This is a genomic window from Croceivirga radicis, from assembly GCF_002072105.2.
In the GTDB taxonomy this organism is placed as follows: domain Bacteria; phylum Bacteroidota; class Bacteroidia; order Flavobacteriales; family Flavobacteriaceae; genus Croceivirga; species Croceivirga radicis.
The window spans coordinates 78,308-93,754 of record NZ_MTBC01000005.1; the positions used below are offsets into that span (position 1 = coordinate 78,308).

A 15,447-nucleotide genomic window follows, 5' to 3' on the forward strand; every position below is an offset into this window, starting at 1 on the left:
AGTTTTTAAGAAAACCTCATGCTCAAATTCTCGTAAGTAATTTCCAGAACAATTAAACAGATTCTTATGAAAGTTTTAAAAACACTAACTGGTAGGTCATTGCTGTTATCGGCATGTACTGCCTTAATTTTTACCGCTTGTAGCGATGATGATTCTGAAATGATGGGTATGGAAGATGATGATATGCAAGTGGGTAGACGAGCACAATTGTATACTACGAACAATGAAAATGGGGATATAACCATTTTTGATTTAACCAATGATTCACAGGTTACATTAAACACCAATTCTACAGCGGCAGAAGGTATTTATTACAATGCTGCAGAAGATTTAGTGGTACAAGCTTCAAGGTCAGGATTGGCATTAGAGGCCTATTCAGAAGTTAGTGCGTTAACGGCTAATACAGCTGTTTCTGTTAGTTTAAGTGCTAATGCAGATTTAGAAAGCCCAAGGGAATTAGCGGTAAAGGGCAACACTTATGTGGTAGCAGACAACGGAAGCAACAAACTTTTTGTCTACACCAAAAGTACGGCAGGGTTTAACTTGGATACTACAGTAGAAGTGCCTTTTGCCTTGTGGGGCATTACCTTTAAAGGCGATGATTTATATGCAGTAGTAGATAAGTCTAGTGATTTAGCAGTTTATTATGATTTCGTTGCAAATGCATCTACGGGTGCAATGGCTCCCAATAAAAGAGTTACCATAGAAGGCATTGTTAGAACCCATGGATTGGCGTATAGTGGTGCGGATGATACCATGGTAATGACGGATATTGGGGATGCTGCCAATACTACAGACGATGGTGGTTTTCATATCATAAAGGATTTTTCTACAAAATTTGACGCTTTATCAGATGGTGATGTTTTGCCCATGGGCATGCAAACAAGGGTGGCCGGTGATGCCACGCTAATGGGTAATCCAATAGATGTTGCTTACGATTCAGAAACGGATGCAGTTTATATCTCCGATATAGGTACTGGAAAAGTATTGGGTTTTACAAATATCAATACTGGTGGTAATCTTTCACCTAGCTTTAATAAAGATCTTACATCTGCTTCCTCTATTTTCTTTTCTAGTGATGAAACGGATATGGATTTTGGAAATGGTTCAACTAATTTCGCATCAACCTTATTTACAACTAGCACAGCAAATGGAAATATCACGGTTTACGATCTTTTAACGGGTGCTGTAAAAACGGTAGAAACTACATCCACGGCTACAGAAGGTATTTATTATTCTGCTTTGGATGATGTAGTGCTTCAAGCATCGCGTTCTAACCTTATGGTAGAAGCATTTACAGATTTTTCTAATAATATGGATGCAGCAATGATTTCTCCATCCGGACAGAGTATGGCAGATTTAAATAGCCCAAGGGAAATAGCAGTATACGGTAGTAAAGTGGTAGTGGCAGATAATGGAGAAAATAAGTTATTTGTGTATTCCTATGCCAATGGTAGCTTTACAATGGAAGGTGTTTATGAAACAGGTTTTCCGGTATGGGGTATTGCTTTTAAAGGAAATGATTTACTAGCAGTGGTAGATACTACAAGCGATTTGGCAATTTATGGCGATTTCTTTTCCAATATTGCAGATGGCACATTAACCACAACAAAACGTATAACCGTAGAAGGTATAGTAAGAACCCATGGTATAGCCTATAGCGCAGCAGATGATGTTTTGGTTTTAACAGATATAGGAGATGCTGCAAATACCACGGATGACGGTGGATTTCAGGTAACCATGAACGCAACAGCCATGTTAGATGCGGTAGAAAATGGAGGAACTTTGGCCTTGGCCAATCAACTTAGGGTGGCAGGTGCTGCCACTCAAATGGGTAATCCAATTGATGTTGCCTATGACCATAAGACCAAAACAGTTTACGTTGCAGAAATTGGTAACGGTAAAATTTTAGGTTTTACGGGTGCTTTAGAAGCAACAGGAGATATAGCGCCAGCTTTGGCTAATGATTTGGAAGCTGCAGCTTCACTATACTTATATAATAATTAAGTTAGTTTTTTTTGATTGAGAAGAAAAGGCTGCCAATTGGCGGCCTTTTTTATTTATAAAGTGTTTAGGTGATTTGGAAAATCGGCTACTTCTTCGCAGCAAAGTTGTTCCATAACCTGTTGTAACTCGGTCTTTAGTAATGAGATGGTATGGTCTCCTCCTTTGCTGCCCAATGCAGCAACACCATACATAAAAGATCTACCTAAAAAAGTAAAAGCCGCCCCAGAGGCCATAGTTCTAGCAATATCTGGTCCTGAGCGCAAACCGCTATCCATCATTACTTTAATTTGGTCGCCATATTTTGCGGCAATTCTTGTTAAGGGTCTAATGGTAGATTCTCCCGCATCTAATTGTCTACCCCCATGGTTAGAAACTATAATACCGTCTAACCCTAAACGGATGGCTTTTTCGGCATCCATTTCCGTAGCAACGCCCTTTAAAACCAATTTACCTTTCCACATATCTCTAATTGGTTTAATCTTTTCTTCGTTTAACCTGCCAGAAAAAGTCTGATCCATAAATTTGCCCAGTTGTTTTAAATCCAAGTTTTTGGGCATATAAGGTTTAAGAGTCTCAAAATTAGGCTGACCGTGAACTAGGGTTTTATAAGCCCATTCTGGTTTGCCCAAAATTTGTAAAATATTACTTAAGCTCATTTTTGGGGGCATGGCTAAGCCATTTCTTATATCTCTAGGTCTAAACCCAAAGGTGGGCACGTCACATAGAATTACCAATACGGGGCAAGCTGCTGCTGCGGCCCTATTAATAATATCGTCTCGTAACTTATTTTCAGCTGGGTGATAGAGCTGAAACCATGCTTTACCTTCTGTAATTTCAGAAATGCGTTCAATACTACTAGTAGTAACCGTACTTAAAATAAATGGTATATTATGCTCAAAGGCTGCTTTGGCCAGAATTTCAGGGGCATTGGGCCACATTAAACCTTGAAGCCCAACGGGGGCAATACCAAAGGGAGCATCGTAGGTATGGCCAAATAATTCTGTCTGCATGGTGGAGCCTTGGTGTTTGCTTAAATAGCTAGGCAAGAGTTCTATCGCCCTTATATCCGTTGTGTTTTTTATAAGATTAACATCTTCATTGCAACCACCGTCTAAATACTCAAAAGCAAATTTTGGAATTTTTCGTTTTGCTTTATTCCGCAAATCCGTTACGGAAGGGTAGGCGTTATTAATTATCCACTTGTTGTTGCTCATAATTTAAAAATCAAGTCCATTAATTGCCACTTTTCTCCTGGTTTTGCTAGTGGTAATGCTTTTTGGTATTTCCACATAAGTGTTTCCCATTCTTGAACTTTAGCATTATTTTTATCCATTTCTTCTTTCAATTCAAAGGAAAAATTGTCTCCTGTTTCCATTATCATAAATAGTCTATTCGCAACCAGGTAGATTTCTAAATCTATAATACCTGCGGCTTTTATACTGCTGATAATTTCTGGCCAAACTTTAGTATGATGTTTTTTGTAGGCCGCTATTAATTCGGTATCGTCTATTAAATCTAAAGCAAAGCAATGCCTTTGTTTTTTCATCATATTAATCAAATAGTTTTTGTGCATAATTACCATAGAGGGCAATCACGATAAAGCAACCCAAGGGTAAAATAAATGAGAAGTTTATCTCGCTTATTCCTAAAATTTGGGTGTCGTTTACTCCATAACCGCCAATATCAATAATTCTGCCCTGTAAATTTGGCATTAATGCCCCACCAACTATGGCCATGACCAACCCGGCCGCTCCAATTTTAGATTCTTCTTCTTTTAAACCTTCTAAAGCAATACCATAAATAGTAGGGAACATTACACTCATAAACAAGGTTATGCATACCAACCCATAAAGACCAATAATACCTTGTACGGTTATGGTTAATATGGCGCTAAGTATTGCCGCAATTGCATAAAACTTGAGTAGTTTACCTGCAGAGATAAAACGAAGTAAATAGGTGCCAATAACGCGACCTACCAAGAATAAAATAAAGGCCGCAAATTGATAGTTAGCCGCACGTTCACTAGAGATTCCAATAGCTTCGGCATATTGGTAAATGTAGGTCCAGCACATAATTTGGGCTCCAACATAGAATACTTGAGAAAGTACACCAAAAACGTAATTTTTATTCTTTTTTAGCGAATTAAATGTTTGGGCAATACTAGGTATGTTGCCATCCCCTTTAGTTTGGGGCATTTTACTTACTCCAATTAGCACAAAAATACCAATGATTACAAGTCCTAGAATTACATAAGGGTCTCGTATAACCATTAAATCCGCAGTTCTAATCATTGCTTTTTTGGTTTCGCTTAAAGCAGCATAGTTATCTATGTCATCTGATTGTAGATTTTTTAAAACAAACTGTTGGGCCACAAAAAGGCCTAATAATAGGCCTACGGGATTAAACGCTTGGGCAAGATTTAATCTTTGTGTTGCCGTTTTTGGTTCTCCCATTGCGAGGATGTAGGGGTTGGCCGTGGTTTCTAAAAAAGCTAGGCCAAAGGTTAAAATATAAAGGCCCAAGCAAAAGAACCAAAATTGTTCGGTTATGGCCGCTGGATAAAATAGTAAAGCGCCAACAGCATAAAGCGCCAAGCCAATTAATACGCCAATCTTATATGAAAATTTTCTAACGAACAATGCTGCAGGTAGTGCCATACAGAAATAACCACCATAAAAAGCCATTTGTACCCAAGCTGCCTGGGCATTAGAAAGTTCTAAAACTTTTTTAAAAGCTTGTACCATAGGGTCTGTAACCGCATTGGCAAATCCCCAAAGCGCAAATAAAGATGTAATTAAAATAAAGGGAATCAGTGTTTTCTTGGCCACAACGGCCGGTTTTTGGTCTATTTTCATTCTAGTTTTTAGTTGTTTGTTTGTGGTATGCAGTTTATAGGGCTCTATCAAGATGGGTATAACCACCATCTACAAAAAGTAATTGTCCTGTGGTATGGCTAGATTTATCTGAAAGCAAAAATGCCACTGTATTTCCAATTTCAAATTCAGTGGTCATTCTATTCTCCAAAGGAATTTTATTATTGATTTCTTCTAAACGTTCTTTGGAATTGGGTAAAGAACTTATCCATCTCTCGTATAACGGAGTATAACATTCTGCAACAATTACGGCGTTTACTCTAATGGAGTGGGGTAGTAGTTCTACCGCCCATTCTCTTGTAAGTGCGTTGCGGCCACCGTTGGCTGCGGCATAACCAGAGGTGCCTCCTTGCCCCGTCACAGATGTTTTGGAGCCTATATTAACAATTGCCCCTTTATTAATTTTTAGTTGGGGTAGGGCATAATGGGCCATCATGTAATAGTGGGTAAGGTTTCTAGAGATAGAACGCATAAAATCTTCATGATTTCCTTTTTCTAGGCCAACAGAATCATTAACCCCTGCATTGTTTACCAAACCATCTAAGGTTCCAAAGGCGGCTAAACACTCATTAACAGCTTTTTTACAATCTTCTGGTTGGGTAAGCTCTGCCTTACAGTAGGCTGCTTTAACCCCAAACTGCTCTAATTCTCTTATAACCAATTTTAGATTGGTTTCGTTTCTACCAACTATAAATAGATTGGCGCCTTCTTGGGCTAGGGTTAGGGCAATACCCCTACCAATACCAGAAGAACCGCCTGTTATTAAAATAACTTTGTTTTTTAAGTTTAAATCCATTCTACGTTTGTGTAAGCGGTTTAGTAATCTTTAAAGCTTATAAAATTTAATGGCATTATTGGCCATAATTTTACTTCTTTCATTTTCAGTTAAAGTAGCGGTATAATTTTTAACAATAGATAAGACCTCATTGAAATTTGCAGCAAGATTGGATACGGGCCAATCTGAACCAAATAATAATCTATCGCAACCAAATGCTTCAAATACTACGTCTAAATAAGGTTCAAAAACATCTGGGGTCCATTTCTCCCAATTTGCTTCGGTAACTAGACCAGAAACTTTACAAGAAACATTGGGTAATTGTGCTAATTCTTGCAAGTCTTTTTTCCAATTTAAGATGCGGCCATCTTTAATATAGGGTTTCCCCAAATGGTCTAGTACAAAAAACTGGTTGGGAAATTTTTTTACTAATTTTTTTGCCGCTTGTAATTGATTAGGAAAAACTAAAATATCATAGGTTAGGCCATATTTTTCCAATTTACCAATACCATGTAAAAATGATGCACTAAGCATAAAATCTTGGTGTTCTGCCTGCAAAATATGTCTAACGCCTTTAAAAGCATTGAAAGTGCTGTAATGTGCCAAGCTTTCTTCTACGGAATTATCGCATAGGTCTACCCAACCTACAACCCCTTTTATAAAAGAATAAGTTTTTGCTAAGCCTAAGAGAAAATCGGTTTCTTCTAAAGATTGGTCTGCTTGTACGGCAATACAGCCATCAATACTATTGGTTTGGTAATGGGGTAGTACATCTTCTGGTAGAAAATTACGCCTAATGACCTGCATAGAATCATCTATCCAAGAATCTCGGACAGGGTTATATTTCCAAAAATGTTGATGGCCGTCTATTATCATTAGCTATAGGCTTGCGCTATTTGAGACGATACTCCTAGTTTATCTATCCCTAATTCTACTACATCTCCGGGTTTTAAGTAACGTGGTGGATCAAAACCAAGCCCTACACCAAATGGTGTACCTGTAGAAATAATATCTCCTGGCAATAGCGTCATGTATTCGCTTATATAACTTACTAAATGCGGTATATCAAAAATTAAATCTTCTGTGTTGCTATCTTGTAAAAGTTCTCCATTTACCTTAAGCCATAGATTTAAATTATGCGGATTGGGAACCTCTTCTTTAGTTGCTAAAAATGGACCTATGGGCGCAAACGTATCACAACTTTTACCTTTTACCCATTGCCCTTCTTTTTCTAATTGAAAAGCACGTTCGCTATAGTCGTTATGTAATGTATAACCGGCAACATAGTCCAGAGCATTTTCTTTAGATACGTAGCTGGCTTTTTTACCAATTACTACTGCTAACTCTACTTCCCAATCTGTTTTTTCACTATTTCTTGGAATTATAACAGGGTCATTAGGGCCGCAAATGGCAGAAGTAGCCTTAAAAAACAACACAGGTTCTTTAGGCAAGGCCATGCCACTTTCCGCAGCATGTTTGGCGTAATTTAAGCCAACGCACACTATTTTTGATGGTCTTTTAATTGGGGGCCCCAATCTTTCTTGATTATTTATTACGGGTAAAGCGGTTTCGTTTTGGGCCACGTATTGTGCCAATGATGAAAGGCCATCGTTTTCAAAGAAAGCTTCATCATAGTCTGAAACAAATCCGGAAACATCTAGTCTTATGTTGTCTTCTGTTAATATGCCCGGTTTTTCTTGGCCGGGTGCGCCAAAGCGTATTAATTTCATTTTAAATTTTTTATCCGTTTAGTTTTATGAATCCACCATCTATTGGAAAATCGGTTCCCGTAATAAAAGACGCTTCATCTGAGCATAAGTATAGTGCCAAGTTAGCAATCTCTTCTGGTTTTCCCATTCTTCCAATAGGCTGCGTGGCCGATAGTTTTCTGAACATTTCCTCTTCCTGCCCAGGATAATTTGCTTTTAAAAAACCATCCACAAAGGGTGTATGTACACGTGCCGGAGAAATACTGTTACATCTTATGTTATGGGCCAAATAATCTTTGGCTATGGAATAGGTCATAGTTAATATAGCCCCTTTGCTCATGGAATAAGCAAAGCGGTCTGTAATACCTACAGAAGACGCAATCGAAGCCATGTTAATTATTACCCCGCCGTGCTCTTTAAGGTGAGGTACCATGGCATACATACAATTATAGGCGCCTTTTACATTAACATTATATACCCGATCTAAATCTTCTTCTGTTGTTTGTTCAATATTCCCAATATGGGCAATACCAGCATTATTTATTAAAATGGATAAAGGATGCGCTGCGGCAATGCTATTTACCGTATTTAGTACTTGTTGCTGATCAACAACGTTACAGGTGTAGGCAAAAGCTTTACCCTTTCTTTGTTCTATTTGAAGTAAAGTATCTATTGCATTTTCTTTACTAATTTCAATGATATGAACGGTAGCACCTTGTTCTGCAAATGTTTTGGCTATGGCCTGTCCAATACCACTTCCTCCACCAGTTACCAAGGCATGTTTTCCAGTTAGGTTAAATTTCATGATACTTTAGTTTTTAATTCTTCTTTCCAAAATTTGCCGCTTGGAAACTCGTAGGTGTCCAAGGATTTATTTTTCATGGTAATGCTATATCCCGGTAATTTAGGGGGCATATATGCACCATTCTTTATTACAACAGGTTCTATAAAATGTTCGTGCAAATGGTCTACAAACTCAATGATACGATCATCTAATTTACCACTTATGGCAATGTAATCTATCATTGATAAATGTTGTACGTACTCACAAAGGCCAACACCACCGGCATGGGGGCAAACGGGAATGTCAAATTTGGCCGCCATGAATAGTATGGCCAAAATTTCGTTTACGCCGCCAACCCTACAACTATCAATTTGGCAAATGCCTAAGGCACCTGCTTGCATCAATTGTTTAAAAATAACCCTGTTTTGGCAATGTTCTCCTGTTGCTACTTCTATAGGGTCTACGGCTTTAGCAATTTTGGCATGTCCTAGTATATCATCCGGACTAGTAGGTTCTTCTATCCACCATGGATTAAATTGCTTTAACGATTCCATGTTGGTAATGGCTTCGTCCACATCCCATTTTTGGTTGGCATCCATCATTAATTTTAAATCGTCACCAATTTCTTCTCTAATAATAGAGGCTCTTCTCATGTCGTCCTGGAGGTCTGAACCTACCTTGATTTTCATGTGTTTAAAACCACTTTCTTTAGCTTCTCTACAAAGCCTTCTCATTTTATCATCAGAATAGCCCAACCAACCAGCAGATGTAGTATAGGCGGGGTATCCATTTTTTTCTAAATGGGCAATACGCTCTGCTTTGGATTTTTCCTTGCTTTTTAGAAGATCAAGCGCTTCCTCTGGGGTAATGGCATCTGTGATATAGGTAAAATCCACACAACTAACCAGTTCTTCTGGACTCATATCTGCCAATAGTTTCCAAAGTGGTTTTTGCGCCACTTTGGCGTATAGATCCCATACGGCATTTACCACTGCACCGGTTGCTAAATGTATAACGCCTTTTTCTGGGCCCAACCATCTTAACTGGCTATCTCCGGTTATCATTTTCCAGAAAGCACCCATGTTGCTCGTAAAACTTTCCAATGTTTTACCAACAACCAAGTGAGCCAATGATTCTATGGCCTTTGTACATAATTCATTGCCCCTACCAATGGTAAAGGTTAAACCATGACCTTCTAAGCCTTGTACATTTGTTTCTAAAATTACATAGGCTGCAGAATAGTCTGGATCTGGATTCATGGCATCTGAGCCATCTAAAGATTTGCTGGTAGGAAAGCGAATATCGCGAGCAATTACGGCAGTAATTGTTACGGGTTTAGACATGTGTTACTGTTTTAATCAAAAGTAGCTGTCTATTTTTGACAAAACCACCTAATTAAACGCAGATACCTGTACTTTTTTTGCAATTTTAGAAATGTTTCTGATGCCTTTTTAGGTAAGAACGAGGCGTTTCTCCTTTGATCAATTTAAATTGTCTGTTAAAATTAGAAATATTGCCAAAACCACTTATGAAGGCAATATGTGTTATACTTTCTTTGTCTTCCAAAAGAAGTTTACACGCAAAACCCACCCGTATTTCATTTAAAAACCGAGTAAATGGCTTTCTATGGGTATTTTTAAAAAAACGGCTAAAAGCGGACGGATTCATATGGATATGATTAGCAACATCTTTTGCACTAATGGCATTGTGGAAATTGTTAAATACAAACTCATAGATGTTGTTCATTTTATCGTCTGCAGTTTTATGAAATGTATTTATAAACCCATTACTAGATAGTATTTCAAAGGATTCTGTTTGTGCTAATTCTAGTAGAATTTCCAAAATTCGTAAAAAACGGATACCATCATTATAATTACTAAGATTTAGAAGATTGTTTTTTAGTGTGTCTGTTAAGTCAAAAAAACGAATGCCCTGGCTCGCCTTTGCGAGTAATTTAGAGATAGCGCTCATTTCTGGGAGGGCAAAGAAAGTTTGTCCTGCAAAGTTTTCTTTAAAATGAATAGCTACCGCTTCTGCCTCAAGTGGATTCTCCTTATCAAAATAAGAATCATCATTTAACCACATATGCGGTACATTTTTACCAATTAAAACAAGTTCTCCACGATCAAACTTACCAATATGGTCACCAATAAAACGAGTGCCAGAACTTTTTAGAATATAAACCAATTCCAATTCTTCATGGAAGTGCCAAATTTTTAGAAAATGTGGATAGCAATTATGAGAAACTGTTATAGAAGTGTTATCAATGCTGGAACGGTCTAGCAAATGTAGGCGCATTTTCAAAGTTTTGTTGAAAGAAACAATGTATAAAAAATATTAGTTTAAAACGTGATTTTAGCTAGGAGACTCTCTTTTAAACTGTTATAAATATGTTAATAAACCACTCTAAAACTACTTTTCTTGCACGGGCCTTACCGGTATATTTGTGGCGTAAACGGTAATATGAGACCATTAGAAATAGGAGATAAAGTGTATAATGTAAAGCAGAATGGTTTTGCTGATTTTAAAAGGTATTCTTTTTCTGTTGTTGTAGAACTTACGAAAACCTTAGCGGTTTTAAAGAATGGGGTTCGCTTAATTAATGTGCCAAAAGAGTCTTTTATTATGGAAGATGTTGGCTATTCTGTGTATAGAAAAAAAGGTGTGCACTGGCATTTGGTTAGTTTAAATGCCATACGTTCCGCTCAAATAGAGAATAGACGTATTGCTGCGCACGATTGGTTTAAGGAAAAAGAGTTTACTGTTGAAGAAATGATTAAAGTACATGATTTATTAAAAGGATAACTTCATTCTAGAATAAATAAGAAAGCCGCTAAGTAGCGGCTTTCTATTAAATGCATAAATTATTCTTTCATGGTGTGGTACACGTTCTGTACGTCATCGTCTTCTTCTATCTTTTCCAATAATTTTTCCACATCCGCAATTTGTTCTTCGTTTAATTCTTTGGTTACTTGTGGTATGCGTTCAAAACCAGAAGATAAAATTTCAATTCCCCTAGATTCCAACTCTTTTTGTAAATCTCCAAAGCTTTCAAAAGGGGCATAAATTAAAATACCGTCTTCATCCACAAAAACCTCTTCGGCACCAAAATCAATCAACTCCAATTCTAATTCTTCCGGGTCTAGCCCTTCACCATTAATTCTAAAATTACAGGTATGGTCAAACATAAACTCTACAGATCCAGAAGTACCCAAGCTACCATTACATTTATTAAAATAACTTCTAATATTGGCCACGGTACGGGTATTATTATCTGTAGCCGTTTCTATTAAAATGGCAATGCCATGTGGTGCATAGCCTTCAAAAAGAACTTCTTTGTAATCTCCCTGACTTTTGTCAGAAGCTCTTTTAATGGCTCTTTCTATATTGTCTTTGGGCATGTTTACAGATTTGGCATTCTGTATAACCGCACGTAGTCTAGAGTTGGCATCCGGGTCTGGGCCACCTTCTTTAACTGCCATTACGATGTCTTTGCCAATTCTGGTAAACGCTTTGGACATTGCTGCCCAACGTTTCATTTTTCTGGCTTTTCTAAACTCAAAAGCTCTTCCCATGTTTACAATTTGATTTTTATGATAGCGACAAATTTAATCAATCAAGATTAAGAAATACAAATTTGGGCCTAGGCTAAATCTTGAATAGTTTTGGCAAGATCAAAATCTTTTTGGGTAACCCCACCAGCATCATGCGTGTTCAATTTTATGCTCACGGAATTGTATACATTTTCCCAATCTGGATGGTGGTTTTGTGCTTCACATTCAAACGCAACTCTTGTCATGAAAGCAAATGCCTGCTTAAAGTTTTTAAAGGTGTAGTTTTTTTGAATACAACCGTCTTTGTGCTCCCAACCTTTTAAGTTGGGTAGTTTTTCTGCAATTTCTTTTTCCGTCAATTTTTCCATGACCTAAAGTTAACCATTATTCTATAGGTAAATGATGGTCTATAACTTCTTGGTAGCCAAATTGTAGGTTTTTGGGTAGTAAATGATTTTTGGGCAAAGCGGCAAGATAACGGTCGTCATTGCTTGTGTAGACTTTTTTAAGAATAGGATGAAAATTACCAAGATTTTGAATGGTTTCTTTTATAAAATCTTCATGGTGCACCAAATCTTTACTTCCAAGGTGGTAAATTCCATAAAGATTCTGGTTTATGATGTAATGTATTTGTTGTGATAATTTATCATCATCAATAACATTGGTTATTAAATTTGGAAACACCTCTATAGGTTCGTTCTCCTGTAAAGCCGTTCTTATTTCTTTAAGACGTGGGGAGGCATTGCCAAAAACCATAGAGACTCTTAGTATGGCCATTTTCTCCTGAGGTATTCTCATGAGCATGTTCTCTATCCTAATTTTTAATTTTCCGTAAATACTACCAGATAAGGTTTTGTCATACTCATACGAAGGAAACTTGCTGTAGGCATCAAAAACATTGGCAGACGAAATGAATAGAATTTTGGCATCATTTTCCGATACATATTCTACCAAATGTTGGTGGGCAATTAGCTGGGCAGCAAAATCGCCCCTAACGGAAGAAATTATAACATCGGGTTTAATTTTATCCAAAATTGCAAAAACATCGTCCTCTACCATATTGTAAGGATAAAATTGCTGATTATCCCTAAACGTAGGGTTGGTGCAATAGGTGCCATACGTATCAAAATAACCCCTAAGTTCTTTGTATAGGGCATTTCCAATAAATCCGCTACCACCTAAAATCAGTATTTTTTTTCCTTTTTCTCTACTACTCAAATCCGCTTTCTCCTTAATTTAAAAAACAAACATCCTATCTTTTACAAAGGTAGGATGCTTTAATTTAGTGTTCGTTTTTGTCTAAACCTTATAAAAAGGCAATTTTACCACTTGTGCGGGCACTGTCTTTTTACGTATTTGTATGTGTATTTGGGTGCCTGGTTTGGCCATATTGGTAGGTACGTACCCCAATCCAATGCCTTTGTTAAGAGAAGGAGACATGGTACCAGAGGTAACGGTTCCAACTGTGGTATTGTCCGCTACAATATCATATCCTTGTCTAGGTATTGCTTTTTCTAGCATTTCAAAAGCCACCAACTTTTTAGAAACCCCATTTTCTTTTTGTAAGGCCAATGCATCCGAGTTAACAAAATCTTTATTGAATTTGGTAATCCACCCTAAACCAGCTTCCAATGGTGAAGTAGAATCGTCTATATCATTACCATATAAACAATAACCCATTTCTAAACGTAAGGTATCTCTTGCGGCCAAACCAATTGGCTTAATTCCGTAAGCTTTTCCTGCTTCAAAAACCTTGTCCCAGACTTGCTGTACTTCAGCATTCTTGCAATAAATCTCAAACCCACCGGAGCCTGTGTATCCTGTTGCAGAAATTATTACATGCTCTATTCCGGCAAAATCACCAACTACAAAGTTGTAGAAGTTGATGGCGGATAAATCATGAGCGCTCAAAGATTGCATGGCTTCAACGGCTTTTGGACCCTGAATGGCCAAAAGAGAATACCCTTCGGATAAATCTTTCATGCTGGCTCCAAACTCCTTGTTGTATTTAGAAATATGATTCCAATCTTTCTCTATGTTAGCCGCGTTTACAACCAATAGATAGGTTTCTTCCTTAACACGATAGATGATTAAATCGTCTACCACACCGCCTGTTTCATTGGGCATACAACTATATTGTGCTTTACCAACCGTAAGTTTACTGGCATCATTAGAACTGATTTTTTGAATCAATGCCAAAGCGTTAGGTCCTTCAATCAAAAACTCTCCCATGTGGGAAACATCAAAAACACCAACTCCGTTGCGAACGGTTTCGTGCTCTGCGTTTACGCCTTCATAGGAAACAGGCATTTCATAACCAGCAAAGGGTACCATTTTAGCACCTAAAGCAAGGTGTGTATCGTTTAAAGCAGTTTTTTTCATTAGTTGAAATTTAGTCTGCGCAAAAATATTAAATCTAGATGGGTTAAAACGTGGCTATTTGTAATTATGATTTTAATAGATAGGATTTTAGTTCTTCATAGGTGGTTATGGCAATGGCTTCCTTTTTTCCATTCATAACTTTCATAATTTGCGGCGGTATTTCTGGTTCTATATCAAGCGTTTCTTTTACCACCGGTAAAAATTTAACAGGATGCGCAGTTTCTAAAAATATGCCATAGGTGTTTGGATTTGTTTCCTGGAATTTCTTAAGTCCAAGATAACCTACGGCTCCATGTGGATCCGCTACGTAACCCGTTTCTTCATAAATTTTTTTCATGGCGGCTTTTGTTTCTTGGTCCGTAAAAGAATAGGAAGAAAGGCTTTTAGAAAGCGTTTCAAATGCATTGCCATACAGTTGCTGAATCCTAATAAAATTACTAGGGTCGCCCACATCCATTGCATTGCTAATGGTAGCTGTAGATGGTTTGGGACTGTACTTTCCTTTTGATGCCATGTACTGTGGCACTACGTCATTAACATTTGTAGCGGCTACAAAGTGTTTTACGGGCATGCCTAATTTTTGGGCTACCATCCCAGCGCAAATATTTCCAAAATTGCCAGATGGTACGGAAAAAACTATTTCATTGCCTTGTTCCTTGGCTTGTTTGTAGGCAAATAAATAATACAAGAGTTGTGGAAGCCAACGGGCTACATTAATACTATTGGCAGAAGTAAGTTTCCTAACATTGGTAATTTCTTTATCTAAAAATGCCGTTTTCACCATACGCTGGCAATCATCAAAAACACCATTTACCTCAATTGCGGTTATATTTTGCCCAAGCGTAGTTAATTGCTTTTCTTGAATAGCACTAACCTTACCACTAGGGTATAGGATAACCACACGTACCCCTTTTACACCTAAAAAACCATTGGCTACCGCACCACCGGTATCACCAGAGGTTGCCACTAAAACAGTTACTTCTTCATTATTGCCTTCAGAAAAATAACCTAAGCAGTTGGCCATAAAACGAGCCCCTACGTCTTTAAAGGCCATGGTTGGGCCGTGAAACAATTCTAAGGTGGCTACATTGTTTTCAATTGGCACGATAGGAAAATCAAAATCCAATACATTGGCCAATATTTCACGTAACCGTTGATTAGGAATTTCGTCAGCTACAAATTGATGTATGGCATTAAACGCAATTTCTTCTTTACTGAGTGTTGTTATATTCTTAAAAAAAGATTCTGGTAGCGGTGTTATTTGTTCTGGAAAATACAAACCCTTATCTGGGGCAATACCTGCTATAACAGCCTCTTTAAAAGTTGCAGTATGCGAATTGTTATTTAGGCTATAGTACGTCAT

16 protein-coding genes are annotated in these 15,447 nt (G+C 37.6%); 2 read left to right on the top strand and 14 right to left on the bottom strand.

Features of this window, described 5'->3' with window-relative positions; all coding sequences use genetic code 11:
• The first annotated feature begins 66 nt into the window (after positions 1-66).
• Positions 67-2,007, top strand: a complete 1,941-nt coding sequence (locus tag BUL40_RS09165; protein ID WP_080319010.1) for an NHL repeat-containing protein — start codon at positions 67-69, stop codon at positions 2,005-2,007.
• Positions 2,008-2,060: 53 nt separating this feature from the next.
• Here BUL40_RS09165 and BUL40_RS09170 read toward each other — a convergent pair whose 3' ends face one another.
• The 9 genes from BUL40_RS09170 to BUL40_RS09210 all read right to left on the bottom strand — a co-directional run bounded on the left by BUL40_RS09170 (position 2,061) and on the right by BUL40_RS09210 (position 10,446).
• Positions 2,061-3,221 (bottom strand): alpha-hydroxy acid oxidase, encoded by a 1,161-nt coding sequence (locus BUL40_RS09170; RefSeq protein WP_080319011.1) that lies wholly within the window; start codon positions 3,219-3,221, stop codon positions 2,061-2,063.
• Positions 3,218-3,556, bottom strand: coding sequence for an L-rhamnose mutarotase (locus tag BUL40_RS09175; protein ID WP_394336967.1), 339 nt, complete (start codon positions 3,554-3,556; stop codon positions 3,218-3,220). The genes BUL40_RS09170 and BUL40_RS09175 overlap by 4 nt, the downstream gene beginning before the upstream one ends.
• 1 nt (position 3,557) lies before the next feature.
• On the bottom strand, positions 3,558-4,862 hold the full coding sequence (gene fucP / locus BUL40_RS09180) for an L-fucose:H+ symporter permease (RefSeq protein WP_080319126.1): 1,305 nt from the start codon (positions 4,860-4,862) through the stop codon (positions 3,558-3,560).
• Between the two features lie 34 nt (positions 4,863-4,896).
• Entirely contained in the window at positions 4,897-5,676 is a 780-nt protein-coding gene (locus BUL40_RS09185) for an L-fucose dehydrogenase (RefSeq protein WP_080319012.1), read from the bottom strand.
• 30 nt (positions 5,677-5,706) lie between these two features.
• Positions 5,707-6,531 (bottom strand): amidohydrolase family protein, encoded by an 825-nt coding sequence (locus tag BUL40_RS09190; RefSeq protein WP_080319013.1) that lies wholly within the window; start codon positions 6,529-6,531, stop codon positions 5,707-5,709.
• A complete protein-coding gene (locus BUL40_RS09195) occupies positions 6,531-7,385 on the bottom strand; it encodes a fumarylacetoacetate hydrolase family protein (protein WP_080319014.1) in 855 nt (284 codons plus the stop codon). The genes BUL40_RS09190 and BUL40_RS09195 overlap by 1 nt, the downstream gene beginning before the upstream one ends.
• A gap of 10 nt (positions 7,386-7,395) precedes the next feature.
• Positions 7,396-8,169 (bottom strand): SDR family NAD(P)-dependent oxidoreductase, encoded by a 774-nt coding sequence (locus BUL40_RS09200; RefSeq protein ID WP_080319015.1) that lies wholly within the window; start codon positions 8,167-8,169, stop codon positions 7,396-7,398.
• Positions 8,166-9,491, bottom strand: a complete 1,326-nt coding sequence (locus BUL40_RS09205; RefSeq protein ID WP_080319016.1) for an L-fuconate dehydratase — start codon at positions 9,489-9,491, stop codon at positions 8,166-8,168. The genes BUL40_RS09200 and BUL40_RS09205 overlap by 4 nt, the downstream gene beginning before the upstream one ends.
• A gap of 85 nt (positions 9,492-9,576) precedes the next feature.
• A complete protein-coding gene (locus tag BUL40_RS09210; protein ID WP_080319017.1) occupies positions 9,577-10,446 on the bottom strand; it encodes an AraC family transcriptional regulator in 870 nt (289 codons plus the stop codon).
• Between the two features lie 165 nt (positions 10,447-10,611).
• Between BUL40_RS09210 and BUL40_RS09215 the strand changes: the two genes are divergently transcribed.
• Entirely contained in the window at positions 10,612-10,953 is a 342-nt protein-coding gene (locus BUL40_RS09215) for a pyruvate kinase (protein WP_080319018.1), read from the top strand.
• 59 nt (positions 10,954-11,012) lie between these two features.
• On the opposite strand, the gene BUL40_RS09220 is transcribed toward BUL40_RS09215, so the two are convergent.
• From BUL40_RS09220 to thrC, 5 genes are all read right to left on the bottom strand, one after another.
• Complete coding sequence (locus BUL40_RS09220) at positions 11,013-11,723, bottom strand: YebC/PmpR family DNA-binding transcriptional regulator (protein ID WP_080319019.1); 711 nt, start codon at positions 11,721-11,723, stop codon at positions 11,013-11,015.
• A 68-nt stretch (positions 11,724-11,791) separates the two neighbouring features.
• Positions 11,792-12,070, bottom strand: a complete 279-nt coding sequence (locus tag BUL40_RS09225) for a 4a-hydroxytetrahydrobiopterin dehydratase (protein WP_010519703.1) — start codon at positions 12,068-12,070, stop codon at positions 11,792-11,794.
• A 16-nt stretch (positions 12,071-12,086) separates the two neighbouring features.
• The gene (locus BUL40_RS09230; protein WP_080319020.1) at positions 12,087-12,920 is read right to left on the bottom strand and encodes a sugar nucleotide-binding protein; all 834 of its coding nucleotides are present in this window, start codon (positions 12,918-12,920) and stop codon (positions 12,087-12,089) included.
• A gap of 81 nt (positions 12,921-13,001) precedes the next feature.
• Entirely contained in the window at positions 13,002-14,084 is a 1,083-nt protein-coding gene (gene gcvT / locus BUL40_RS09235; RefSeq protein WP_080319021.1) for a glycine cleavage system aminomethyltransferase GcvT, read from the bottom strand.
• 64 nt (positions 14,085-14,148) lie between these two features.
• On the bottom strand, positions 14,149-15,447 hold the full coding sequence (thrC, locus tag BUL40_RS09240; RefSeq protein WP_080319022.1) for a threonine synthase: 1,299 nt from the start codon (positions 15,445-15,447) through the stop codon (positions 14,149-14,151).